Origin of the sequence: Collinsella sp. AF05-9, assembly GCF_003465595.1 — a bacterium.
Classification (GTDB): Bacteria; Actinomycetota; Coriobacteriia; order Coriobacteriales; family Coriobacteriaceae; genus Collinsella.
Genome location: NZ_QSBB01000004.1, coordinates 1 through 22,902, shown reverse-complemented (window position 1 = coordinate 22,902; position 22,902 = coordinate 1). Strand labels below are relative to the sequence as shown.

General features: G+C 57.7%; 21 protein-coding genes, 5 tRNA genes and 1 pseudogene. 21 read left to right on the top strand and 6 right to left on the bottom strand.

Translation table 11 applies throughout. The features are described 5' to 3' along the window. Positions 1-65: 65 nt before the first annotated feature. A complete protein-coding gene (locus DWV43_RS02175) occupies positions 66-1,523 on the top strand; it encodes an aminoacyl-histidine dipeptidase (RefSeq protein ID WP_117816902.1) in 1,458 nt (485 codons plus the stop codon). Positions 1,524-1,648: 125 nt separating this feature from the next. Here the strand turns inward: DWV43_RS02175 and DWV43_RS02170 are convergent, their stop codons facing one another. The 3 genes from DWV43_RS02170 to DWV43_RS02160 form a co-directional block, all read right to left on the bottom strand. Then, complete coding sequence (locus DWV43_RS02170) at positions 1,649-2,953, bottom strand: type II toxin-antitoxin system HipA family toxin (protein WP_117816901.1); 1,305 nt, start codon at positions 2,951-2,953, stop codon at positions 1,649-1,651. Further along, on the bottom strand, positions 2,954-3,385 hold the full coding sequence (locus DWV43_RS02165) for a helix-turn-helix domain-containing protein (RefSeq protein ID WP_158549257.1): 432 nt from the start codon (positions 3,383-3,385) through the stop codon (positions 2,954-2,956). 127 nt (positions 3,386-3,512) lie between these two features. Continuing rightward, positions 3,513-4,091: a manganese efflux pump MntP family protein gene (locus DWV43_RS02160; RefSeq protein WP_117816900.1), complete on the bottom strand. Its 579-nt coding sequence runs from the start codon at positions 4,089-4,091 to the stop codon at positions 3,513-3,515. 374 nt (positions 4,092-4,465) lie between these two features. On the opposite strand from DWV43_RS02160, the gene disA reads away from it, so the two are divergent. From disA to DWV43_RS02130, 6 genes are all read left to right on the top strand, one after another. Further along, positions 4,466-5,506: a DNA integrity scanning diadenylate cyclase DisA gene (gene disA, locus DWV43_RS02155; RefSeq protein WP_369831362.1), complete on the top strand. Its 1,041-nt coding sequence runs from the start codon at positions 4,466-4,468 to the stop codon at positions 5,504-5,506. Beyond that, positions 5,506-6,234 carry a 2-C-methyl-D-erythritol 4-phosphate cytidylyltransferase gene (ispD, locus tag DWV43_RS02150; protein ID WP_117786126.1) on the top strand — a complete coding sequence of 243 codons (729 nt, stop codon included), beginning with the start codon at positions 5,506-5,508 and terminating at the stop codon, positions 6,232-6,234. The genes disA and ispD overlap by 1 nt, the downstream gene beginning before the upstream one ends. Then, positions 6,224-6,718, top strand: a complete 495-nt coding sequence (gene ispF / locus DWV43_RS02145) for a 2-C-methyl-D-erythritol 2,4-cyclodiphosphate synthase (protein WP_117773482.1) — start codon at positions 6,224-6,226, stop codon at positions 6,716-6,718. The genes ispD and ispF overlap by 11 nt, the downstream gene beginning before the upstream one ends. A gap of 3 nt (positions 6,719-6,721) precedes the next feature. Then, positions 6,722-8,188 carry a cysteine--tRNA ligase gene (gene cysS, locus DWV43_RS02140; RefSeq protein ID WP_117816899.1) on the top strand — a complete coding sequence of 489 codons (1,467 nt, stop codon included), beginning with the start codon at positions 6,722-6,724 and terminating at the stop codon, positions 8,186-8,188. A gap of 167 nt (positions 8,189-8,355) precedes the next feature. Further along, positions 8,356-9,270, top strand: a complete 915-nt coding sequence (rlmB, locus tag DWV43_RS02135) for a 23S rRNA (guanosine(2251)-2'-O)-methyltransferase RlmB (protein WP_117816898.1) — start codon at positions 8,356-8,358, stop codon at positions 9,268-9,270. A gap of 3 nt (positions 9,271-9,273) precedes the next feature. After that, a complete protein-coding gene (locus DWV43_RS02130) occupies positions 9,274-9,951 on the top strand; it encodes an NYN domain-containing protein (protein ID WP_006234978.1) in 678 nt (225 codons plus the stop codon). Between the two features lie 27 nt (positions 9,952-9,978). On the opposite strand, the gene DWV43_RS02125 is transcribed toward DWV43_RS02130, so the two are convergent. Further along, positions 9,979-11,319 (bottom strand): DNA-binding protein, encoded by a 1,341-nt coding sequence (locus DWV43_RS02125; RefSeq protein WP_117816897.1) that lies wholly within the window; start codon positions 11,317-11,319, stop codon positions 9,979-9,981. A gap of 223 nt (positions 11,320-11,542) precedes the next feature. Here DWV43_RS02125 and DWV43_RS02120 point away from each other — a divergent pair. The 14 genes and pseudogenes from DWV43_RS02120 to DWV43_RS02055 all read left to right on the top strand — a co-directional run bounded on the left by DWV43_RS02120 (position 11,543) and on the right by DWV43_RS02055 (position 20,619). Next, positions 11,543-11,617, top strand: a tRNA-Thr gene (locus DWV43_RS02120). Between the two features lie 397 nt (positions 11,618-12,014). Beyond that, a complete protein-coding gene (locus DWV43_RS02115; RefSeq protein WP_117816896.1) occupies positions 12,015-13,868 on the top strand; it encodes a DUF262 domain-containing protein in 1,854 nt (617 codons plus the stop codon). 763 nt (positions 13,869-14,631) lie between these two features. After that, positions 14,632-14,713 (top strand) — tRNA-Tyr (locus DWV43_RS02110). 10 nt (positions 14,714-14,723) lie between these two features. Then, positions 14,724-14,799: transfer RNA gene (locus tag DWV43_RS02105), tRNA-Thr, on the top strand. Between the two features lie 3 nt (positions 14,800-14,802). Then, a tRNA-Met gene (locus tag DWV43_RS02100) sits at positions 14,803-14,879 on the top strand. A 96-nt stretch (positions 14,880-14,975) separates the two neighbouring features. Further along, complete coding sequence (gene tuf, locus DWV43_RS02095; protein ID WP_117563790.1) at positions 14,976-16,166, top strand: elongation factor Tu; 1,191 nt, start codon at positions 14,976-14,978, stop codon at positions 16,164-16,166. Positions 16,167-16,445: 279 nt separating this feature from the next. Further along, on the top strand, positions 16,446-16,595 hold the full coding sequence (gene rpmG / locus DWV43_RS02090) for a 50S ribosomal protein L33 (RefSeq protein ID WP_022093895.1): 150 nt from the start codon (positions 16,446-16,448) through the stop codon (positions 16,593-16,595). Between the two features lie 13 nt (positions 16,596-16,608). Continuing rightward, positions 16,609-16,684: transfer RNA gene (locus DWV43_RS02085), tRNA-Trp, on the top strand. A 76-nt stretch (positions 16,685-16,760) separates the two neighbouring features. After that, positions 16,761-17,099, top strand: coding sequence for a preprotein translocase subunit SecE (secE, locus tag DWV43_RS02080; RefSeq protein WP_117635375.1), 339 nt, complete (start codon positions 16,761-16,763; stop codon positions 17,097-17,099). Positions 17,100-17,102: 3 nt separating this feature from the next. Beyond that, on the top strand, positions 17,103-17,639 hold the full coding sequence (gene nusG / locus DWV43_RS02075; protein ID WP_006234984.1) for a transcription termination/antitermination protein NusG: 537 nt from the start codon (positions 17,103-17,105) through the stop codon (positions 17,637-17,639). 120 nt (positions 17,640-17,759) lie between these two features. After that, positions 17,760-18,188 carry a 50S ribosomal protein L11 gene (rplK, locus tag DWV43_RS02070; RefSeq protein WP_022093893.1) on the top strand — a complete coding sequence of 143 codons (429 nt, stop codon included), beginning with the start codon at positions 17,760-17,762 and terminating at the stop codon, positions 18,186-18,188. 117 nt (positions 18,189-18,305) lie between these two features. Then, positions 18,306-19,013, top strand: coding sequence for a 50S ribosomal protein L1 (gene rplA / locus DWV43_RS02065; protein WP_089572518.1), 708 nt, complete (start codon positions 18,306-18,308; stop codon positions 19,011-19,013). A gap of 312 nt (positions 19,014-19,325) precedes the next feature. Continuing rightward, a pseudogene (locus tag DWV43_RS02060) lies at positions 19,326-20,045 on the top strand (hypothetical protein). Next, on the top strand, positions 19,954-20,619 hold the full coding sequence (locus tag DWV43_RS02055) for an isocitrate/isopropylmalate family dehydrogenase (protein ID WP_233539178.1): 666 nt from the start codon (positions 19,954-19,956) through the stop codon (positions 20,617-20,619). Before DWV43_RS02060 ends, DWV43_RS02055 begins: the two are co-directional and overlap by 92 nt. A gap of 351 nt (positions 20,620-20,970) precedes the next feature. On the opposite strand, the gene DWV43_RS02050 is transcribed toward DWV43_RS02055, so the two are convergent. Both DWV43_RS02050 and DWV43_RS02045 read right to left on the bottom strand, forming a co-directional pair. After that, on the bottom strand, positions 20,971-22,101 hold the full coding sequence (locus tag DWV43_RS02050; protein ID WP_117816894.1) for a DUF4179 domain-containing protein: 1,131 nt from the start codon (positions 22,099-22,101) through the stop codon (positions 20,971-20,973). Beyond that, the gene (locus DWV43_RS02045) at positions 22,082-22,642 is read right to left on the bottom strand and encodes an RNA polymerase sigma factor (RefSeq protein WP_117583099.1); all 561 of its coding nucleotides are present in this window, start codon (positions 22,640-22,642) and stop codon (positions 22,082-22,084) included. The genes DWV43_RS02050 and DWV43_RS02045 overlap by 20 nt, the downstream gene beginning before the upstream one ends. Positions 22,643-22,902: the final 260 nt, after the last annotated feature.

Sequence of the window (22,902 nt, the reverse complement as noted above, 5' to 3'; positions counted from 1 at the left end):
CGCAAAGTCTGGGAATATACAAGTCGCATGTCTTACTGTCTAACCAGTTGCGCCAAGGAGGCACCATGGATTACAAGATCACCGGCTACGAGCCCGCCCAGCTGTTCCATTTCTTTGAGGAGGTCAGCGCGATCCCCCGTGGGTCTGGCAACGAGAAGGGCATCAGCGATTTCCTGGTTGCGTTTGCTAAGGAGCGCGGCCTCGATGTGTACCAGGACGAGGTCTACAACGTCATCATTCGCAAGCCCGCTTCTGCCGGCGCCGGGAATGCTCCGACCGTGATGCTGCAGGGCCACATCGATATGGTGTGCGACAAGTTGGGCTCCGTTGAGCACGACTTTACGACCGATGGTATCGACCTGGTCGTCAAGGACGGCGTCCTCACCGCTAACGGCACCACTCTGGGCGCCGACAACGGTATCGCCGTCGCGCTTATGCTTACCGTGCTCAACGACGATTCGATTGCCCATCCGGCCCTCGAGTGCGTGTTCACCACCGACGAGGAGACTGGCCTGGTCGGCGCCGAGACGCTCGACAAGTCCCAGATTAGCGCCCGCACCATGATTAACCTTGACTCCGAGGAAGAGGGCGTTGCCACCGTCAGCTGCGCCGGCGGCGTCGTCGTTACCTACACCTGCCCCATCGCGCGCGAGCACAAGACCGGTAGCACCCTCACGCTCGACATCTCCGGCCTGCTGGGCGGCCACTCCGGCAGCGATATCCACCTGGAGCGCGGCAACGGCAACCTCATCATGGCCCGCATCATCGACCGCCTGATGGTCGCCGGCGAGCCCGCCATCGTTAGCTTTAACGGCGGCACTAAGGACAACGCCATCAACCGTGAGTGCAAGGCCGAGCTGGTTTACGCCGACCACGCTGCCGCCGAGGCCGCGGCCCAGATCGCAAAGGACATCATCGCCGACGTCACTGCCGAGCTCGAGGTCTTCGACCCCGGCTTTACCTGCACCGTCGAGATTGCCGACGACGCCGAGGTCGAGGCCATGGATCAGAAGTCCGCGCTTGCCCTCATCCGCGCCCTGCGTCTTGCCCCTAACGGCGTGATTCGCCGCAACGTCGCCACTGACGGCTCCGTCGAGGTTTCCTCCAACATCGGCGTGGTCGCCACTTCCGACGACCAGGTCAAGATCATGCTGTCCCCGCGCTCCTCGATCACCTCGCTGCAGAACGAGTTCAAGGACCGCCTGCAGACGCTGGCCGATGTCTTGGGCTTCGACGCCAAGTTCGAGTTCGAGTATCCCGGCTGGAGCTATGCCGAGCATTCGCCGGTCCGCGACGTTTTTGTCGAGAGCTATCGCGAGCTCTTTGGCTCCGAGCTGCGCATCGAGTCCATTCACGCTGGCCTTGAGTGCGGCCTGTTTGCTGAGGCCCTGCACGGCCTGGACGCCATCGCCGTGGGCCCGACGCTCTCCGATGTCCACACCCCGGACGAGAGCATGGAGCTCGCTTCTGCCGAGCGCTTCTACGAGCTGCTCATCGACGTCCTCAAGCGCCTTGCCGCGTAAGGGTCGCGCTAGCAGCAGTTCGAGCCACGTGCTAGCGGATTGCAAATGACATTACGAGAGGGGGCATCCGAACTTTTGCGACGGGTGCCCCCCTCTTCTTTTAAGAAATGTGGATTGATTGGCGCCTAGCCCATATCCGCCTTGATGAGGTCGAGGGTGCGCTGGCAGTTTTCGCGGACGGGGCCGAGCATGTGCTCGCGCAGGTCCGCCATGCCGGGCAGGTCGGCGTATTCGTCCATGATCTCTTCCATGCAAATGGGCACCTCGTAGGCGAGGTCCATCATGGTCGCAAAGCAAAACTTCTCGGATAGCCCGGCATCGGTGAGCGCCGCCTCCAGCGCGGGGTCGCCCATACCGTGGTATCGGCGGATAGCGCCTGGACCGATGCGCCCCACTCGATTTTCGCCGCCAACGCTCATGGCAAGGCGCGCCCGGCGGCGCATACGCTCGTACGCCAAGCCCGATGCGACATCGTACATGGGTGCGAGCGCTGCGTTTGTGCCTTTACCTAGGATGAGCGAGTAGTTTTTAGCGTGTGCGTCAGGCGCTCCGATAATGGCGTTATAGAACAACATATAGGTAAAAAGCACAAGATTCATGTGGTGGGGGACTGTGTTAATCAGTCGTTCTTGGATGTCTCGTGTGGTTGGTCCTCCGTCGGCGGTGTATTTCTGGCTTGGCAATACACCGAGCGCCTGGCAAAAGTCCTCCTGATGCAGCCTTTCGATATTTCCGCTGCTATTGACAATTCTGTCGTACCGTTCAACGACGAGCGCGGCTTCGTCTTCAAATGTGCAATAGGAGACGTTGGCAGTTGGAATGCCAACACGCCGAGCCGTTTTCATGCAGACGAATTCGTTTAAGGCCTGATGTTTGAACCCAACGACACCATTTTTGAAGATATGGGTAGTGGGGGATGACCCTAGACATTCGCACCATTGGCCATCATGCCAAGCTAGTGCAAATTTGCCTTGGTTGCCGCCCAGGGACCAGCTTTCGTTGGAGCCCATCCATGTCTCTCTTTCGTCATCGCGAATTGCTTTGAGCTTGTGAGCGATTTGAGAATTGGTAAGCGGGCGGTATGCCGAGACCCTGCCGCGGGCGGCGCCTAATTGATCGGTTCGACAAAACTGAACGGCCCCTGCGCAGTCAAGACCGATATGGCACAAGAGGGCGACGGGGTTGTTGGATGCAACGTCATGCTCGGCGGCAATAGCGCGGCGCTGCTCTTGGCTGTCGGGCAAAAGGCCAAATAGGAACGGGCGGACGATGTTATGGCCATACGTGCGATTGGAAAGCGGCATTGTAAGCGATAGTGGTGCTCCGCGATAGGTTGGGGCGTATACAAAGCTGCAGAGTCCATGCTCGTCTTGCCGGAGAGTGCCTGCGATTTCGCCACAAATGAGGGTCGCAAGCTCCATCTCTGCCATTTATTTCACAACCTTACAGCCAAAGGAGAGGTCTGAAGTGTCGGAAAGGCCTTGCTCGGCTGCGATTTGGGCCAGCAAGGCACCATAGGAAGATGGCGTTCCCTGTCGAGCGGGTCGTCTGCCTACGCTTGGCTTTGGCAGGGCATTCGAGTTCGCGATAGGGAGGTCCGCTTTCGTCGTCGGATGTTCGGAGGGCGATGCGATGGAGTCGTTATCGCTTTGCGCAAAGAGACCTATGCCGAGTGCGTTAAAGACGGACAGCAACTTGTCGAGTCGAATGCCGGTGGCGTCTCCTAGCTCGAGCGATGCGAGCAGGCGCTCCGAAACACTGGCCGTTTTGGCGAGGGCGGCACGGGTGAGACCCTGAGCCTCGCGTGCCTGGCGCACGTAGATGCCAGCTTGGCGTGGTGTGGTGATGGGAAGGGTATCCATGGCGATCTCCAACATGCAGACTTTTGCATATCAGTATGACATGCAAAAGTCTGCACGAAAAGGCCTCATGCAAAACTTTGCATGAGGCCTTGTACTGGCGTTGAGTTTTGAGCGATTGCGTTTGGCGTTACAGCGCCAAAATCCCCAGATGCTCAAGCAAGATCTTAAGTCCGATGAGGATGAGCACGATGCCGCCCACGATGGTGGCAGGTTTTTCGTAGCGCGCGCCAAAGGTGTGGCCGATCGCTACGCCGGCGACGGAGAAGATAAACGTTGTGACGCCGATAAGCGATACAGCGGGAACGATGTCAACCGAGAGCGCCGCAAATGAGATGCCTACGGCTAGGGCGTCGATTGAGGTGGCGATGGCGAGGATCAGGTACTCGCCCAGGTCAATCTTTTCGGCATCCTTGCCGTCGCCTTCATTCTCGTCCTTGGTAAAGGCTTCCCACAGCATTTTGCCGCCGATAAAGGCCAAAAGGATAAAGGCGATCCAATGGTCGATGGGTCCGATGATGCCCATGAATTGACTGCCAAGCGCCCATCCGATTACGGGCATGCCGGCCTGAAAGCCGCCAAAGAACAGGCCGAGCACCACGGCGACTTTAAGGTTGATCTTCTTCATGCCAAGGCCCTTGCAGATGGATACGGCAAAGGCATCCATCGAAAGGCCAACGGCGAGCAGCACGAGCTCTGCGAGTCCCATAGTCTGGCTCCCTCTCTGCGGGCGGGCCCGCGTGTACCTCTTGGGGGAGTAACAAAAAAGACCCGTGGCGTACGCGTTGCGCGCACGGCCACGAGTCTCGTTCATTAAGGCAAGCCAGGCCGCATCGGCCAGTGTGTTGACTTGCCGCGCCACCGGAGGCGAACCCGATCACGCGACTACTCCCTCATTTATGCGAATCCCGATGCTACCACATAAGCAGCTCATTTGGATTGGGGCTCTCAGCTGTGTTCGCTCATTCTGTAAGCATCGGATTTTGCGGGCGTCACAGAGGCAAACCGTGAGAAACTTATTGACGTTTATGGAGCGTATACGATGGGAGCGATGCCTTGGATAAGAACGAGCTGCAAAAGCGTATGGAACAGGCCATCCGCCTGACGGCACCTGGCCAGCCGATCCGCACCGCCCTCGACATGATCATTGCTGGTCACCTGGGCGCCCTTATCTGCGTCGGCGACACCGAAAACGTGCTCGCTGCCGGTAACGACGGCTTCCCGCTCAACATTTCGTTTACCTCGAACCGCCTGTTCGAGCTTTCCAAGATGGACGGCGCCATCGTCATCGATGGCGACCTCACCCAGATCCTGCGCGCCAACTTCCACCTCAATCCCGATCCCTCGCTCGCCACGAGTGAGACGGGCATGCGTCACCGCACCGCCGCCCGCATGTCGGTGCTCACGGATGCCATCGTGATCTCGGTCTCGGCCCGTCGTGCCGTCGTCAACGTGTACGTTCACGGCAAGAGCTACGAGATCCAGCCCGTCACCACCATCATGAGCTCGGTCAACCAGCTCGTCGCCACGCTCCAGACTACCCGTCAGTCGCTCGACCGCTCCCTGCTGCGCCTGACGGCCCTCGAGCTCGACGACTACGTTACGCTCGCCGACATCACCGGCATTTTCTCGAGTTTCGAGATCATGCAGCAGGCAAAGACTGAGCTTAAGGATTGCATCGTCAAGCTGGGCAACCAGGGCAAGCTCGTGCAGATGCAGCTCGAGCAGCTCGCGGGCTCCAGCATGGATACCGAATACGACCTGATGATCCGCGACTACGCAAGTGATTCTTCCGAGGCTAATGCCGAGAAGATTCGCGCCAACCTGAGTCGTATGACACCTAAGGACCTGTCCGACCCACAGCATGTGGCGGCGGTTCTGGGTTACGACGACCTGGACGAGGACTCCGTCATGACGCCGCTGGGCCTGCGCACGCTTTCGCGCGTGTCCGTCGTGCGCGACGGCGTGGCCGAGAAGATCGTCGACGAGTATGGCTCGTTGCAGGAGCTCATGGACGACATCAGCGAGGATCCGGAGCGCCTAGGCGACTTTGGCGTCAACAACCCTGCCATTCTTGCGGACTCGCTGTACCGCATGAAGGGCACCAAACAGGGGAACGCATAATGGCGCCCGTATGCGCCGTGGTCGTTGCCGGCGGCAGCGGCCAGCGCTTTGGAAATCCCGGCGGCAAGCAGCTCGTTAACGTGGCGGGCCGTCCGCTCATGAGCTGGTCTATCCGCGCGTTCGATCGGAGCGACAAGGTCGGCCACATCGTGGTGGTGTGTCCTGCCGAGCGCCGCGCCGAGATGCGCCGCCTGGCCATCGATCCGTTTGACTATGACACGCCCATCAGCTTCGCCGATGCCGGCGATACCCGTCAGGATTCCACCCGTGCCGGCATGCATGCGGTACCGACGGGTTTCGAATATGTCGCCATCCACGACGGCGCCCGTCCGCTTATCACGACCGAGGCCATCGATCATGCGATTGACGTGCTTGTGGGTGACCGCTCGCTCGACGGTGTCGTGTGCGGTCAGCCCGCGATCGATACGCTCAAGATCGTCGATGGCGACAACATCGTCGAGACGCCGCCGCGCGAGCTCTATTGGGCCGCGCAGACGCCGCAGATCTTTAGCGTCGACGCCATGAAGCGCGCCCATGCCGCGGCGATTGCCGAGGGCTTTATCGGCACGGACGATTCGTCACTGGTCGAGCGCATGGGTGGGCGCGTCCGCTGCGTCCAGAGCCCGCGCGATAACCTTAAGGTGACGGTGCCCGAGGACCTGCGTCCCGTAACCGCGATTCTGCTTGGCCGCATGGCCGAGGGAGAGGACCTTCCCCATGTTCAGTAACCTGCGCATTGGCCACGGCTACGACGTCCACCGTTTGGTGGAGGGGCGTCGATGTATCATCGGCGGGGTCGACATTCCCTACGAGCGCGGCCTGCTGGGCCACTCGGATGCCGATGTGCTCGCGCATGCCTTGGCCGACGCCATTCTGGGCGCCTGCCGCGGGGGAGACATCGGCAGGCTATTTCCCGACACCGATCCCGCCTACGAGGGTGCCGATTCGATGGTGCTGCTCGCTCGCGTGATGGACTATGCGCGCGAGCTGGGCTTTGAGTTTGTCGATGCCGATTGCACCATTGCCTGTCAGCAACCCAAGATCACTCCGCACCGCGATGCCATGCGCGCCAACCTTGCCCATGCCCTGGGCGTTGACGTCGAAAACGTGGGCGTCGCCGCCACTACGACCGAAAAGCTCGGTTGGGAAGGCCAGGGCGAGGGAATCGGTGCCTGGGCCGTCTGCCTGCTACAGAAAACCGTTAAGGAGTAACGAATGCGTATCTACAACAGCGCTACCCATAAAAAGGAAGAGTTCCAGCCCATCGAGTCCGGCAAGGTCCGCATGTACGTGTGCGGCCCCACGGTCTACGACAACATCCACATTGGCAACGCCCGCACGTTCATCAGCTTCGATGTGATTCGCCGCTGGCTCATCGCGAGCGGCTACGAGGTCACGTTCGCCCAGAACCTCACCGATGTCGATGACAAGATCATCAAGCGCGCCAACGAGCAGGGCCGTACGGCCGCCGAGGTCGCGACGGAGTTCTCCGACAAGTTCATCGGCGTCATGCGCGCCGCCAACGTGCTCGATCCCGATGTGCGCCCCCGCGCCACCAAGGAGATCGGTCCCATGATCGCCATGATCAAGACGCTTATCGAGCAGGGCCACGCTTACGCAGCCGATAACGGCGATGTGTACTTTGCCGTGCGCAGCGATCGCAGCTATGGTCAGGTCTCGGGCCGCAACATCGACGACCTTATGGTGGGCGCGCGCATCGAGGAGAACGAGGACAAGAACGACCCGCTCGACTTTGCCTTATGGAAGGCCGCCAAGCCCGGCGAGCCCAGCTGGCCGAGCCCCTGGGGCGAGGGTCGTCCCGGTTGGCACACCGAGTGCGCCGCCATGGTGCATCGCTACCTGGGCACCCCGATCGACATCCACGGCGGTGGCTCGGACCTTGCCTTCCCGCATCACGAGAACGAGTGCGCCCAGGCTACCTGCGCCTGGCACCAGGGCTTCTCCAACACCTGGATGCACACGGGCATGCTGCTGGTCGACGGCGAGAAGATGTCCAAGTCGCTCGGCAACTTCTTTACGCTGGCCGAGGTGCTCGAGCAGCACTCTGCCGCGGCCCTGCGCCTGCTGATGCTGCAGACGAGCTATCGCTCGCCGCTTGACTTCTCCTGGGAGCGCTTGGAGGGTGCCGAGAACTCGCTCACGCGTATCGCCGGTACGGTCGAGAACCTGCGCTGGGCCGCGAACCATGCGACGGCCGATGCCGATGAGGCATCATCCGAGGCGTTTGCCGCCAAGGCCGCCGAGACCCGTGCCACCTTTAAGGAGTGCATGGACGACGACTTTAACACCGCCGGTGCCATGGGTGCCGTCTTTGGCTTTGTGACCGAGTGCAACCAGTACCTGGAGCAGGCGGGCGACGCTGCCGACAAGGCCGCCGCGCTCGCCGCCGCCGATACGCTGGTCGAGCTGCTCGATACGTTTGGCGTCGAGCTTCCCGAGCCTAAGGTCGAGTTGCCGCTGGGTCTGCTGGGCGTTGCTGCCGGCCTGGTTGCCTACACGGGTGACGACGTGGACGAGGCCGCTGCCAAGATTCTCGAGGCCCGCGCCGAGGCCCGCGCCGCCAAGAACTGGGATCTGGCGGATGCCATCCGCGACCAGCTCAAGGATCTCGGGCTGACGATCGAGGATACTGCCGCCGGCACCCGTATCAAATCTCTCTAATCCCCGCGGGTTTCCCAAGCACTCGACCGCCCGAGCCACGGCACCTTGCCTTTCAATCGTCGGGCATGACCTCAAGGTCTATGCCCTCCTCTTTCAAGGCAATCTGCCGCACCTCGGGCGGTCGGTCTATTTGTTTCGTTTGATAGTTGTATTTAGGAGGTCGCTTCATGGCCGATAATCGCAAGCGTGCACCGCGTGGCGGCAAGCAGGCTGCTTCTGGCTCGCGTCCGATTCGCCGCAATGACCGCGCCGCCGCCCCCAAGGCTCAGCGCCGCCGCTCCCAGGCTGCGCGTCCGCAGCGCGAGCGTGGCCGCGAGGGCGTCCAGGCTCCCAAGGGTGAGTTTATCGAAGGTCGTCGTGCTGCCGCCGAGGCGCTGCGCACCGGTTTTCCCATCAAGTGTGCGCTCATTGCCGAGGGCGGGGAGCGCGATGCCGCCTTGTCGCGTCTGGTCGACGACCTCAACGCCGCGGGCGTTCGCATTAAGTATGTGTCGCGCGCGCAGCTTGATGCGCTGTCGAGCCATGGCGCCCACCAGGGCATTGCGCTCGAGGTGGGAAATTTCCCCTATGCCGATGTTGCCGATATTCTCGACCGCGCGGGTGACGGACCGGCGCTCGTCGTCGTGCTCGACCATGTGACCGACGATGGCAACTTTGGTGCGATCGTGCGCTCCGCCGAGGTCGTGGGCGCGGCGGGCGTCATCATTGCCAACAAGCGCGCCGCCGGTGTGACCGTTGGCAGCTACAAGACTTCCGCCGGCGCTGTCATGCATCTGCCTATTGCGCAGGTGCCCAATATCGCCCGTGCTCTCGATGACCTCAAAGCCGCTGGCTTTTGGGTGGGCGGCGCTTCCGAGCACGCCGAAGGCAGTTGCTGGGATGCCCCCTTCGAGGGTCGCGTGGCGCTCGTCATGGGCTCCGAGGGCGATGGCATCTCGCGCCTGGTGCTCGAGAAATGCGACTTTTTAACCAAGCTTCCCCAGCGCGGCATGACCGAGAGTCTCAATGTGGCCCAGGCGACCACCGCGCTGTGCTTTGAGTGGCTGCGCCGCAATGCCGGCGAGCTCATGGGGGAGGAGTAGCGCATGTCCAAGAAGAACCGCGCCAAGTCCAAGGCCAAGCGCTTTGGCGAAGGCTCGGCCAAGCCGATTGTTTCGGCCGCGACCTATGGCGTGGGCGGCAATGCGTTTGCGCAGGCCATCGCCGATCCTGTCTCGACGGTGCACTCCAATAAGCCCGAGCTGCTGGTGGTCGACGGCTATAACGTGATTCACTGCACGCCGCGCTACGAAAAGCTCGTGTACGACCATTCCGACGATCCGTATTCCAGCGACGTCCACGATATGGCGCGCACCGCCCTCATCAACGACGTCGCCGCCTTTGCCCAGGGCCGCTACGAGGCCGTGATCGTGTTCGACGGTGCGGGCAATATCTCCAGCGAGCGCCCCAACCTGCCGGCCCGTGGCGTGCGCATCGAGTTTTCGCCGACGGGTGTCTCTGCCGATACCGTGGTGCAGAAGCTCTGCATTGAGGCGCGCGAGGAAGGTCGCGCGTGCTCCGTGGTGTCGAGCGACGGCACGATCCAGGCCGTCGTCATGGGCAAGGGAGTCACGCGCATCTCGAGCCGCATGCTGGTGGACGAGATCAAACAGATCGACAACGACGTTCACGAGGCAGAGGAAGCCCCGCAGATCAAGATGACTCTGGGCAGTCGCCTGAGCCCCGATGCCCTGGCAAAGCTCAAGGCCCTCCGCGGGAGGTAGGGGAGCTGACGGTGCGACGCTGTCTCGCTAACTCCATTCAGCGATGTCGATCATTCTACGGAGGCGCCATGTAAGTGCCTCTTTTAGATATGGCAGCCTTGCCGTGAGCGCGTCATTTCTGGACAGAATCTCGAGTGCCTCGTCAACGAAGCCTTCGAGTTTGTCGCCGTCAAACCAGCTCATATCCTCAACAAGCAGCATTTGTTTCGCGGGGCTTGAATGAAACTGCGCGCTGGTAAAACTGTGCTCTCCTGCCCGAAGCTCCTCAAGAGAAATGTTGCACCAGAGCGATGAGCCCGAATCGAAGATGGGGGCAGGTCTGCAGGTTAGTGTGTTGACGTTTCGTACAAGGCCAAAGTTACGCCAATGGCGGTCATAGTTGGCGATGATGTCGTCGCATACAATCATGCGGTCAAGGGCATCCTTGACGCCTGTCACCCCGAGCTCTTCGCAGTTTGCTACATATCGCTCGTAGTCGGTTAGCCGTTCATCTGCGTTTGCGTGCTGGTTTACATAGAACGCAGGGACATACTCTTCTTCATCAGTTAAGAAGACATCGCATATGCTCAGGGCAGAAGTACCCACGCCTTCGAGCGAATAGGGTACATAATCGCAAGCGTTTAGGATACGACGGTGAAGTGCAGTCGCCACCATCTCGTTATAGGGTTCCTGGTTTAGATGCGCACCTGCCTTGTGGAGGATTCGACGGTCGCCCTCGCATGTCCAGTACTTTTGAAGATTGCCGTCCGAGGTGTTGTCGGGCTTTGCGGCAGCCGCCTTGCCCTCTGGGGCGAAGGGCGCGATGCTGAGAGAGACGTCGTCAAAAGCATTATTGAAGAAATTGATATCTTCCCACGAGAGACCGGAGTCTTGGGGCCTAATCCAATACTGGTCGGATAAGGAGAGGCCAAGATTTCGCTGAACGAGTTCATCGGGAACATCGACTGCGGCTTCTTCAAGCAGAGAGGTTAGCCCAATGCGTGCGAGCGGGATACCGCGGCCGCGCCACCAGATGCGGAAGGAGTCGAGCGATACAGGTTTGCTGGGAGCAAAAACTCCAATAGGGGCGTGGGCACGATCGACGTCGGCGCCGATATGGGTGAAGTCTTTCCGTGATCTGCTGTAGACCAGCTGGGCCACTTCGTGCGTGCGGTTCATGAGGGTGAATGCGATCTCGCTTTTCCCATGCCCACGACGAGGCCGTCCCCCTCTTTTGGTTGCGGAGCGGAGTCGCGTGTCTACGCTGTCTTTGTCGATGAGCCATACTCCAGAAGCCTTGCGGGCCTCAAGTGCTCCGTTTTTTATGAGCTCCTGCACCCTGCGCGGAGTGATGTCGAGCAGTTCGGCGGCTTCCTTGGTAGTTAACATCGCGAAACCCTTCGCCAGAACGAACAGTTTTATCTATTTCATTGTAATTAAAACTATTCGTTTTGACGAAGGGTTTTAAGATTGAGGGCGAACTGACAGAAATGAACGGGCCTGGTACGTGTTGTTGCTGGATTTTGCATATTTGTATAACGCTGTGCGGCCTGTTGCGCCTCGTCCGCAATTCCTTTATTCTTAATTGGCTTCGCGCGAAAGCGCCAAGTGTGCCAGTGTGGCGCAACGGTAGCGCAACTGATTTGTAATCAGTGGGTTGCGGGTTCGATTCCTGTCACTGGCTCCATGAGTTTTCGCAGGTCAGAGGCGATATAGCCTCTGATTCTGCCTTCTCATGCAACAGCTCATGCAACAAATATGCAACAATTAAATCTGAAAGTGCACTTGTGTGTTTTGCAACCGATGCTCATTGTCAATAAACGCGTGCAATGAGGCGGGAAAAGCCAAGCTTACAGTTGCTGTCTCCATTAGAGTTTTGGGCTTTGTGTCTCCAACTGGGATAGAGTGGAAAGTGACCAAGGCGCTGAGAGCTCCGATGCCGCTTCTCGAAAGATCGCACGCCGTGCACGGCTCTCTTTCCTGTAGCCCATGGGTATTACTATAGTCTAGATTTAATTCGGCGCGAGAAGTCAAGAGCGACAAGGATTTCCCGTCGTTTGTGAGCAAGGCGATTGAAAGGACCCATGATGATTAATAGCGTAGAGGACCCAACGGTTGCCAATATTCTGTCGACCGATATGCTAAAAATCTATGACATTCCTCGTTACCAGCGCGAATACACTTGGAATCAGCGCGACTGGGCGAATCTCTATGATGACATCACCCAAAACGACGCCGGTTACTTCCTGGGCTCGTTTATTGTCGTGAACGGGACCGTGAATTCCAAGATGGATACCATTCACTATGAAGTTATCGATGGCCAGCAACGCCTGACGACGCTCAGTCTTCTCCTTGCCGCCCTCTATACTCGCATCATGGAGCATAAGGATTCTATCGATGACGACATGATGTTGGACGATATTCGACCCCTGCGCAATCGTCTGATCTTGAAATCTGACAAGTCAATCACGCGCGTTATTCCTCAGGTTCAGAATCATAACCTTGAGGATTACCGCTGGATTTTGAAGGAACATATCGGCTTAGATACGGTTATACAAAAGCCGAAGTTCCTTGGTCTAAGAAAGATGTCTAAGGCATTCAACTATTTTTACGATCGGCTGGGTGAGGACGTTGAGGGCAGGGATGGAATCGAGTGCGTTCGCTGCCTCCTTGATATCTGCAGGTTGGTGTGTTCGGCGGTCGTGGTCCAGATTACCGTCGATAGTCATGCTGACGCCTACACCTTGTTCGCGTCCCTGAACAACCGCGGTGTTCCCTTGAGCGCCGTTGACCTTATCAAGAACATGCTTCTCGGCAAGGTTGCCGGGGTGGATGACGGACAGCTCAACTATTACTTTGAACGCTGGCAGGAAGTGCTCCACAATCTCGGCGATGACTACAAGACGCAGGAACGCTTCTTCCGCCAGAACTACGACGCCTTCCGCCGGGAGGTGAACAAGCCATTTATCGGCGAATCTGGTTCCCAGCTCCCCCTCGGTTCCGTTGCCACGCGGTCCAACCTTCTGAAAATCTACGAGAAGCGGATGGAATCTGATGACGGCGCCCTTAAGGTGTTGGACGAGCTGACCGAGAATTCCGCACTCTATTCGAGGATCATTGGACTCGATCAAGAGAGCCCGGATTCCGAGCTTTCGCATCAGCTTTTGGAGCTTTCGAGAGCGCAGGGCGTCGCATCTTACCTGTTGCTGCTGTTCCTCTTTAAGAAGCAGAGCCAATTGGAGCTAAAAGATGAAACCCTCGCGCTTCTTGTTAAGCTCCTCGTCTGCTTCTTTGTCCGGCGCAACCTCACCGATACACCTCCCACACGTGATCTTGAGAGACTCTTCATCAGTATTTGTGAGAGCCTCGAAAGCGAGGGGCTCAAGGGCATTGCAGCCGCGGAGTACATCAAGAAGCGTCTCGTCGATGTGTCTGCCAGCGACGCTTTCTTCAAAGAACGTCTTGAGGGGCCGATTTACGACGTCAATCCCGATATGACGCGCTACATCCTTACTGTTATCGCATCTCCGAGCGTTACGAAAGAGATGAAGCCACTTTGGGAACGATACGCCTCCGGAAACTACGTCTGGACAATCGAGCACATCTTCCCTCAGGGCAAGAACATTCCAGATGAATGGGTGAAGATGGTTGCGGACGGCGACATGTCTAAGGCGATTGAGGTGCAGGAGAAACAGGTCCACACGCTTGGTAATCTAACCATCACCGGGTATAACTCAAAGCTGAGCAACATGCCCTTTGTGACCAAGCGAGACCGCAAGGATGTCAACGGGGCGAATGTCGGATACCGCAACGGGTTGAACCTGAACGACGAGTTGGTAAACACTGATACCTGGACGAGCGAGCAGATTCAGGAGCGCACAGACAAGCTCGTTGGACTCACTTTGAAAGCTTTTGACTTTGACGAGATTGAGTTCTAGTGACCGCCAGCCAATATCTTGGGGCATTCAGCCCAAGCGATTCAATCTTGATCCGCAACATCTAGACCGGTATTTCTCTTCAAGCTGTTACAGATTGAGATGTTAAGACGGGTTGGTGGGTAATATCTCAATCTGTAACACGAAGAGGCTGAAAACCGTTCAAGCTGTTACAGAATGAGACGTAAGCTGGAATCTCTGCTTAATATCTCGATCTGTAACAGATAGGGGAGGAATAACCCTCTTACTGTTACAGATCGAGATGAAAACGGTGAAGCCCATGGTCTGCTTGATCGAGCGAGGATTTTCGGACGAACGAGCGTGGAAAATCTCCCGCTTAGTGAATGAGCGTGGATAATCTGCCACATTGGGCCCAGTGGCACGTCAAAAGTGGGAGATTATCCACGCTCGATTTCAAACGGAAGAAAATCCACGCTCGATTTTGCCTGGGAAGAGCAATCTTCTGTCTGGGAAGCTCGATCTCGACCTATATATAGGTGCAAATGAATCGCTATCGAAGCAATAATCTGCAGGCTCACTCCACTACGCCAAAGTGTTCCCTCGGGAAATGTCACCGCTACATGCAAATCCACTGTCCATCATATCTAAACTCAGCAAAACCGCAGGTCACAGCTAAATAGATACGCCCGGGGCCGTGTATCTAGAGGTTTTCGTTGACAGCCCCCAAGGTTGCATCGTATTATCTTTTTCGTTCGCGGGGGCGGCGGTCCAAAAGACCAAAGGACCTGCGGATACTTGAACGATTGGGAGTTTGCCCGAGTGGTTAATGGGGACGGGCTGTAAACCCGTTGGCTCTGCCTACATAGGTTCGAATCCTATAGCTCCCACCCGTCAAGTGCCTGTATAGCTCAGTCGGTAGAGCACTTCGTTGGTAACGAAGAGGTCACCAGTTCAAGTCTGGTTGCAGGCTCCATCCGGCGGTGTAGCTCAGTTGGTTAGAGCACACGGTTCATACCCGTGGCGTCACTGGTTCGAATCCAGTCACCGCTACCATAGGTAACACGGTGGCTTCTCAATAGTATGTTGAGAGGCCACTATGGTATAAAGGCAAAGTCCCGTCCGGGGACGACCTGTTTAGAGGAGGGCTTTATGGCCAAAGAGAAGTTTGAGCGCACTAAGCCGCATGTTAACATCGGCACCATTGGTCACGTCGACCACGGCAAGACCACGCTGACCGCCGCCATCACCAAGGTTCTCTCCGAGACCGAGGGCTGCAAGGCTGACTTCACTGCGTTCGAGAACATCGACAAGGCTCCCGAGGAGCGCGAGCGCGGCATTACGATCTCCGTCTCCCACGTCGAGTACGAGACTGCTGCCCGTCACTACGCTCACGTTGACTGCCCGGGCCACGCTGACTACGTCAAGAACATGATCTCCGGTGCTGCTCAGATGGACGGCGCTATCTTGGTCATCGCCGCTACCGACGGCCCCATGGCTCAGACCCGCGAGCACATCCTGCTCGCCCGTCAGGTTGGCGTTCCTTACATCGTCGTCTTCCTGAACAAGTGCGACATGGTTGACGATGACGAGCTCATCGACCTCGTCGAGATGGAGACCCGTGAGCTCCTCTCCGAGTACGATTTCCCCGGCGACGACATCCCCGTCATCCGTGGTTCCGCTCTGGGCGCTCTCGAGGGCGACGCCAAGTGGATGGACGCTATCCGCGAGCTCATGAACGCCGTCGACGAGTACATCCCGACGCCTGCTCGTAACAACGACCTCCCGTTCCTGATGGCCGTTGAGGACGTTATGACCATCTCCGGCCGTGGTACCGTTGCTACCGGCCGTGTCGAGCGCGGTGAGCTCAAGCTCAACGAGCCCGTCGAGATCGTCGGCATCAAGGATACCCAGAACACCGTCGTTACCGGTATCGAGATGTTCCGTAAGTCCATGGACTTCTGCGAGGCTGGCGACAACGTCGGTCTGCTGCTCCGCGGCATCAAGCGCGAGGACATCGAGCGCGGCCAGGTTCTCTGCAAGCCCGGTTCGGTTACCCCGCACACCAAGTTCACCGGCGAGATCTACGTTCTGACCAAGGAGGAGGGCGGCCGTCACACCCCGTTCTTCGATGGTTATCGTCCTCAGTTCTACTTCCGTACCACCGACGTTACCGGTACGGTCAAGCTCCCCGAGGGCACCGAGATGGCTATGCCTGGTGACCACATCACCATCGAGGGCGACCTCATCCACCCGATCGCCATGGAGGAGGGCCTGCGCTTCGCTATCCGCGAGGGTGGCCACACCGTCGGTTCGGGCATCGTCTCCACGATCATTGAGTAAATTAGCTCTTTGATATAGCTGACTTAGAGAACCCGGCACTTATATGGGTGCCGGGTTCTTTTCTGCAATGGATATTGAGCCGTTGCTGGTGTCGAGAGGATCGATAGTGGTCCTGGATGCACCGTCGATTAGCTCTCGATGGCTTCATTGATGTGTTCCAAATATGAATGGATCCACCGAGAACCAATTGACTCGAGGTTTTCATTGACAGCACTTACGTGGAGCTGATAAAGTAACAACTCGTGCCCGTACGGGGCGGAAATGAAAGGTTCAGGATACATGCGTACTCTAGTTACTCTTGCGTGCACTGAGTGCAAGCGCCGCAACTATACGACCACCAAGAACAAGTCGACCATGCCTGATCGTATGGAGATCAAGAAGTATTGCCCCTGGTGCCGTCACCACACGCTGCACAAAGAGACTCGCTAGTCTCTAGTCACATACGCCAGTAGTTCAATTGGTAGAGCATCGGTCTCCAAAACCGAGTGTTGAGGGTTCGAGTCCTTCCTGGCGTGCCAGTCATTATTCCGTAAGCTCCCACTTGGGGGCTTACGGTTTACTCATGTATAAGCGCATTGCGCGGAGGTAACCCAAATGGCCAACAAGAAGAACAAGAAGAAGGCTCAGCAGCCGGCACCTGCCAACAACGCTGCTGCCAACTCCAAGGTTGAGGCCAAGAAGGCCGTTGCCAAGAAGAACGAGAAGGCTGCGAAGTCCAAGAAGAACGAGAAGCCTGGTTTCTTCGCCCGCACCAAGAAGTATTTCGCTTCGGTCAAGTCCGAGATGAAGCGTGTCACGTGGCCTGATAAGAAGGAGCTCGTGAACTACTCGGTCGTCGTTTGCGCTTCTCTGGTCGTCGTCGGCGTCGTCATCGCTCTGCTCGATGCTGGCTTTGGCGAGGCTCTTGCTCTGTTCTCTGGATTGAGGGGCTAAACCATGTCTAAGCGTTGGTACGTCGTTCACACTTACTCCGGATACGAGAACCGCGTAAAGTCCGATCTCGAGCATCGTATCGAGACCATGGGCATGCAGGACCGTATCTTTGATATCGAGATTCCTATGGAGCGCGTCACCGAGATCAAAGAGGGTGGCAAGCGCGAGACCAAGGATTCCAAGATCTTTCCGGGTTATGTCCTGGTTCGCATGGAGATGGATGACGATGCGTGGACGTGTGTTCGCAACACGCCCGGCGTCACCGGTTTCCTAGGCGGCAACGGCAAGCCCGCTCCGCTTTCCCGCGACGAGTACAACAAGATGACTCGTCGTCCCGGTAAGGGCGATTCGCCCAAGCGCACCTCGGTTGATATTCAGGTCGGCACGTCCGTCCGCGTCACCGATGGCCCGCTTACCGACTTTGATGGCAAGGTCTCCGAGGTTAACACCGAGGCTGGCAAGCTCAAGGTCACGCTGATGATCTTTGGCCGCGAGACGCCGGTCGAGCTCGACTTTAACCAGGTCGCTGTCATCGCTTAAGTTTTCGTCCGTTCGCGCGAGCGTGCTTCTTCTGTGACTGCTCATCTCAGGAGTGCTTCTAACACGTGCGTGCTTACGATATAGCAAGTACTTCACACTCGTGATTCGAAAGGAATGACCATGGCTGAGAAGAAGGTTGCCAACGTCATTAAGCTCCAGATTCCTGCTGGTGCAGCTAACCCCGCTCCTCCCGTCGGCCCCGCTCTGGGCGCTGCTGGCGTGAACATCATGCAGTTCTGCCAGGCCTTTAACGCCGAGACGCAGGACAAGAAGGGCGACATCATCCCCGTTGAGATCTCTGTCTACGAGGATAAGTCCTTCTCCTTCATCACCAAGACCCCGCCGGCGGCTCACCTCATCAAGAAGGAGCTGAACCTCAAGTCTGGTTCCGCTAAGCCCCAGGCCGACAAGGTTGGTCAGCTCTCCCAGGAGCAGCTCACCAAGATCGCCGAGATCAAGATGCCGGACCTCAATGCCAACGACATTGACGCCGCCAAGAAGATCATCGCCGGTACCGCCCGTTCCATGGGCGTCACCATCGCTGAGTAGCGATTTCTTATGGTAACGACGGGTGCTCCGACCTGGGCGCCCGTTAAATGTGTGCAATAGGGCACACGATACGATGTGGGAGGGCTCACGCCCGTTTAACCACAGGAGGTAATGCACATGGCTAAGCATGGTAAGAGCTATAACGCCGCTGCCGAGAAGATCGATCGCGCCACGCTCTACACCCCCCTTCAGGCTGCCAAGCTCATTAAGGAGCTCGACACCGCCAAGTTCGACGAGACCGTCGAGGCCCACTTCCGTCTGGGCATCGATACTCGTAAGGCTGACCAGAACATCCGTGGTTCCATCTCCCTGCCCCACGGCACCGGCAAGACCGTTCGTGTTGCCGTCTTCGCCGAGGGCGAGAAGGCCCGCGAGGCTGAGGCTGCTGGCGCCGACATCATCGGTTCCGACGAGCTTGTCGCCCAGATTCAGAAGGGCGAGATCAACTTCGACGCCGCTATCGCTACGCCGAACATGATGGCCAAGGTTGGCCGCATCGGTAAGATCCTTGGTCCCCGTGGCCTCATGCCGAACCCCAAGCTCGGCACCGTGACCATGGACGTCGCCAAGATGGTCTCCGAGCTCAAGGCTGGCCGCGTTGAGTACCGCGCCGACCGCTACGGCATCTGCCACGTGCCCCTGGGCAAGAAGTCCTTCTCTGAGCAGCAGCTCGTCGAGAACTACGCTGCCCTGTACACCGAGATCCTGCGCGTCAAGCCCTCTTCTGCTAAGGGCAAGTACGTCAAGTCCATCTCCGTGTCTTCCACCATGGGCCCTGGCGTCAAGGTCGATCCCGCTATCCAGCGCGACTTCCTGGCTGAGTAACTAACAGTTACTGCCTGAGCAAAGCAAGCATTGCTAAAGAGACCCGGTTCTGCCTCGTGCAGGACCGGGTCTCTTGCTTTTGAGTCAACGAAACCACCACGAAGGGGACAGGCACCCTTGTGGTGGTTTTACTTGTGTTGTACTTTAGCGCGATGTAGTACTACCCGAGGCCGAAGGGAGCCCAACATGTTTAAGAACACGCAACAGCTCCTAGGCCTAGCGCTACTAGATTGGATAGCGCGCTAGGGTTGTAATCTCGCTATAACGATTTGTTGTACCCGGGTGCGCTATCGTCTGCCGCTTTCAGGCGTGATGAGCGACACGGGTATTTTTCTATCTCTAGGCCTTCTCTCTCTCCTGAAAGCCATCTGTCATAAAACGGTCAATCAGGAGGAACATATAAGCCGCAAAATCACAATCTTTGACGCCACCCTGTGCGACGGTGAGCAGTCGCCGGGCGCCAGCATGAATACCGAGGAAAAGCTCTTCATCGCCCGCCAGCTGGTGCGCATGAACGTGGACGTTATCGAGGCGGGCTTTCCCATCTCGAGTCCTGGTGACTTTCGCTCCGTACAGGAGATTGGCAAGATTGCGGGCGACCGATGCACGGTATGCGGCCTGACGCGCGCTGTCGACAGGGATATCGAAGTGGCTGCAGAGGCGCTCAAAACGGCCCAGAGGCCCCGTATCCATACAGGGCTGGGTGTGAGCACCAGTCACCTGCGCGACAAGCTCCATATGACTGAGGAAAGGGCAATTGAGTGAGCGATCCATGCCGTCAAACATGCTCGCAAGTTCGTTGACGATGTTGAGTTTTATGCCGAGGATGCCGGCCGCTCCGATCAGGAGTTTCTGGTGCGCATTATCGAGGCGGCCGTAAAGGCCGGTGCCACGGTCGTGAACATCCCCGATACGATGGGCCACAACATGCCGTGGGACTTTGGCGTCCGCATCCGTGACCTGCGCGGGCGCTGCGGGTGCGGCCGGTCAGCGTGCGGTCGACGTGATGGAGTATCGCGAGTACGAGATTGAGCGCATTGCGCGCCAGGCATTTGAGGCGGCGTGCAAACGTCGCGGCAAAGTGACGAGCGTTGATAAGCGCAACGTGCTGGAGACGAGCCGCATGTGGCGCGAGATCGTGCATCGCGTGCAAGACGAGGAGTACTCCGACGTGGAGCTTGAGGACCTGCTCGTCGACAACGCCGCCATGCAGCTCATCAGTCGACCGGCAGACTTTGACGTCGTGGTGACGGAGAACATGTTCGGCGACATCCTGTCCGATGAGGCGGCTCAGATTACCGGATCGCTCGGTATGCTTGCCTCTGCCTCGCTGGATGATGGCGTATCGCTGTTTGGGCCGAGCGCTGGCAGCGCTCCTGACATCGCGGGGCTCGGCGTGGCCAATCCGCTGGCTCAAATCTTGTCGGTGGCGATGCTGCTGACCTACGCGCTCGACATGGGCGAGCAAGCCGCGTGGATCGAGAGCGCCGTGGCGCGCGTGCTCGACGAGGGCTGGCGCACCCGTGACATCGCCGATGTCAACACCCCGGCAGATAAGATCCTCGGCACCACGACGATGGGCGACAAGGTCGTCGCCGCGCTGTAGGCGATGCCGATTCAAGCTGTCAAATATCTCAATCTGTAACATCTAAGGGGCAAAATCGTTCCTACCTGTTACAGATTGAGATTTTCGGCTGAGCATCCGTGGTCTGTCTCGATCTGTAACAGCTAACCGATTATTTGGGCCCTACCTGTTACAGATTGAGACAAACCGTTGGGACAGGTCGGACGAGTCAGCAAAACCACCACAAAGGTGCCGGTCCCCTTCGTGGTGGTTTTTAGCGCAACGAGGTGTTCCCAGCCGACCATACGGGCGGCCTTGCGCTCACGCTGCTCGATGACAGCGCATCTTTAGACGCGAAGTGTGGAACCGGGTGCATATACGAGCCGCGTAGCGTTACGAATTCATGGGAATGACCGTATCGCCAATTTGTACGCTTGCAATCTTGTCTGTGTCACAAACTTGCGAGAACGGCCAGGTCTTGTGGACATCAGTGGTGCCGTTATCCAGTTTATTTGCGAAATAGCCGCTGTGGCTGGTTGCGTCCTCAACATGACCGTCTTTGAACGTCACGATGAGGGGTATGTTGCCAACGGCATCCATAGACTCCTCCATGTTTTGAGACATCTTGCCGCTGTTGTTGTCGTGTTCGATGGAACGATCTATGTTGTAGCGGACTGAAACGCCAACGCAGGATACGGTGGCCTCTTGAATCGTCGCCTTGGTGCCGTTAAAGTTGACCGATTTGGGCGCGGGAATCGTAACGGATGTATCTTCGTAATTCAGCTGGAACTTAAGATCCCATGGGCCCGTAAGTATTTTCTTATACTCGGGAAGCTCTTTGCCAGCACGTGGCACAACGAGAGAGTTGATATGCGTGCGGACGGTCCTGCCCATAAGGCCGGGTGATTCAACGCTGAACTGTGCAAAGTATTGAATGCTGGAGTCATTGGGGTTCTTGTCAATGAGCCATGATTGGCCTTGGCCGCCATGCTCGCCATCAACGTATACGTTTCCATCGACACTTCCGGTGATAGTTCCGTTCTCGCCCGGCTCGGAAAGCTTTTTCAGGGCAGCGGGATCGTCGAACGTAAGCGTATAGGCGATGGTAACCATATCCTTGTCGCCCATGATGGCGTCGGCGGTCACGGTGACTCCGTTGTTGGAGCAGCTAGCACCGACGGGCCGGCCAATACGGTCGATGATCTCGGTTTGAGAAGCAGGTCCGTCAAAGATGTCGGAAAGCATGTCAGAAGGAAGCGGCAGGACGCCTGTTGCCATAGCCGTGCCAGCGCCTCCAATGACGATAGCGAGGACTGCCGTTACAGCGGCAATGCGAGCGACTGTTCTTACGGGATGGCGGGCGATGCGCGGCTTGCGTCGCGTGCCATTAAAGTTGCTTTGAGCGGTCGCCGCATCGCTCGAGGCGACGGACTGAGCAATCGAGTTTGCCATGTGCTGCTTCGCATTATCGGTAAACGAAATGTGCTCCAGGGCGTGGCGATAGTCATTCGAATTCGTAGTCATTGTGGTCTCCTTTCAAGGAAAGCCGAAGTGACGCACGTCCGCGGCTAAGGTGCTGGGCGGTTGCAGCTGGCGTCGCGTGAACGGCGTCTGCGATTTCCCTGATGCTCATGCCTGCGTAGTAGTGCAAAAAGATGGCGATGCGCTGTGCTTGAGGCAGGGCCGTGACAGCGGAAAGAATGGCGCAGTCGCGTTGCGCGAATTCTTGCTCGGTATGTGTTACGGGTGCGCAGAAATCGGGGAGCGAATCGAGGTCGACAACCGGGTGATTCGCGTGCGTACGGCCGATATCGCGACATGCGTTCAGTGCGACTCGGATCACCCAAGCACGTTCGTGTTCGAGCGAGTCGAACGGTTGAGTGCGTTGGAGAATCTTGATCAGCGTGTCCTGGCAGATGTCTTGAGCGTCGTCAGCGGATCCAAGGGCCGAATAGCACAATCGAAGGATGAGGTCGGAATACGTGTCGACCAAGCGCTTTGCTTCCCGCTCGATCTGATCGGCATCGCATCGGAGCGTGCTATTGCGGTTACGGCGTGCAGGCATAGTGTCACCTCCAATTGGTCGTGGTGGATATAGGGAAGGCGTCTCGCGAGATCCCTCTACATACAACACGGTCGAGACTGCATAAGTTGACAAAAAAAGACGGCATGTGAGCGCCGTCCTTACAAAACAATGAGTGTTCTCGTTAATTACACAAGCACCGTGATGGACAGGTCGGACGAGTCAGCAAAACCACCATAAAGGTGCCTATGAACTGCGCCCCGAAACTTGGACTGAATAAATAGCGACTACGCCGCAAGGGC

Excerpts from the sequence above, each read along its gene's own strand:
- disA (WP_369831362.1), top strand. The coding sequence starts at position 4,466 with ATGGAACAGGCCATCCGCCTGACGGCACCTGGCCAGCCGATCCGCACC.
- tuf (WP_117563790.1), top strand. The coding sequence starts at position 14,976 with ATGGCCAAAGAGAAGTTTGAGCGCACTAAGCCGCATGTTAACATCGGC.
- DWV43_RS02045 (WP_117583099.1), bottom strand. The coding sequence starts at position 22,642 with ATGCCTGCACGCCGTAACCGCAATAGCACGCTCCGATGCGATGCCGAT.
- DWV43_RS02160 (WP_117816900.1), bottom strand. The coding sequence starts at position 4,091 with ATGGGACTCGCAGAGCTCGTGCTGCTCGCCGTTGGCCTTTCGATGGAT.
- rplK (WP_022093893.1), top strand. The coding sequence starts at position 17,760 with ATGGCTGAGAAGAAGGTTGCCAACGTCATTAAGCTCCAGATTCCTGCT.
- rlmB (WP_117816898.1), top strand. The coding sequence starts at position 8,356 with ATGGCCGATAATCGCAAGCGTGCACCGCGTGGCGGCAAGCAGGCTGCT.
- DWV43_RS02125 (WP_117816897.1), bottom strand. The coding sequence starts at position 11,319 with ATGTTAACTACCAAGGAAGCCGCCGAACTGCTCGACATCACTCCGCGC.
- DWV43_RS02170 (WP_117816901.1), bottom strand. The coding sequence starts at position 2,953 with ATGGCAGAGATGGAGCTTGCGACCCTCATTTGTGGCGAAATCGCAGGC.
- ispF (WP_117773482.1), top strand. The coding sequence starts at position 6,224 with ATGTTCAGTAACCTGCGCATTGGCCACGGCTACGACGTCCACCGTTTG.
- DWV43_RS02175 (WP_117816902.1), top strand. The coding sequence starts at position 66 with ATGGATTACAAGATCACCGGCTACGAGCCCGCCCAGCTGTTCCATTTC.
- DWV43_RS02115 (WP_117816896.1), top strand. The coding sequence starts at position 12,015 with ATGATGATTAATAGCGTAGAGGACCCAACGGTTGCCAATATTCTGTCG.
- nusG (WP_006234984.1), top strand. The coding sequence starts at position 17,103 with ATGTCTAAGCGTTGGTACGTCGTTCACACTTACTCCGGATACGAGAAC.
- DWV43_RS02130 (WP_006234978.1), top strand. The coding sequence starts at position 9,274 with ATGTCCAAGAAGAACCGCGCCAAGTCCAAGGCCAAGCGCTTTGGCGAA.
- cysS (WP_117816899.1), top strand. The coding sequence starts at position 6,722 with ATGCGTATCTACAACAGCGCTACCCATAAAAAGGAAGAGTTCCAGCCC.
- DWV43_RS02050 (WP_117816894.1), bottom strand. The coding sequence starts at position 22,101 with ATGACTACGAATTCGAATGACTATCGCCACGCCCTGGAGCACATTTCG.
- secE (WP_117635375.1), top strand. The coding sequence starts at position 16,761 with ATGGCCAACAAGAAGAACAAGAAGAAGGCTCAGCAGCCGGCACCTGCC.
- DWV43_RS02165 (WP_158549257.1), bottom strand. The coding sequence starts at position 3,385 with ATGGATACCCTTCCCATCACCACACCACGCCAAGCTGGCATCTACGTG.
- rpmG (WP_022093895.1), top strand. The coding sequence starts at position 16,446 with ATGCGTACTCTAGTTACTCTTGCGTGCACTGAGTGCAAGCGCCGCAAC.
- rplA (WP_089572518.1), top strand. The coding sequence starts at position 18,306 with ATGGCTAAGCATGGTAAGAGCTATAACGCCGCTGCCGAGAAGATCGAT.
- ispD (WP_117786126.1), top strand. The coding sequence starts at position 5,506 with ATGGCGCCCGTATGCGCCGTGGTCGTTGCCGGCGGCAGCGGCCAGCGC.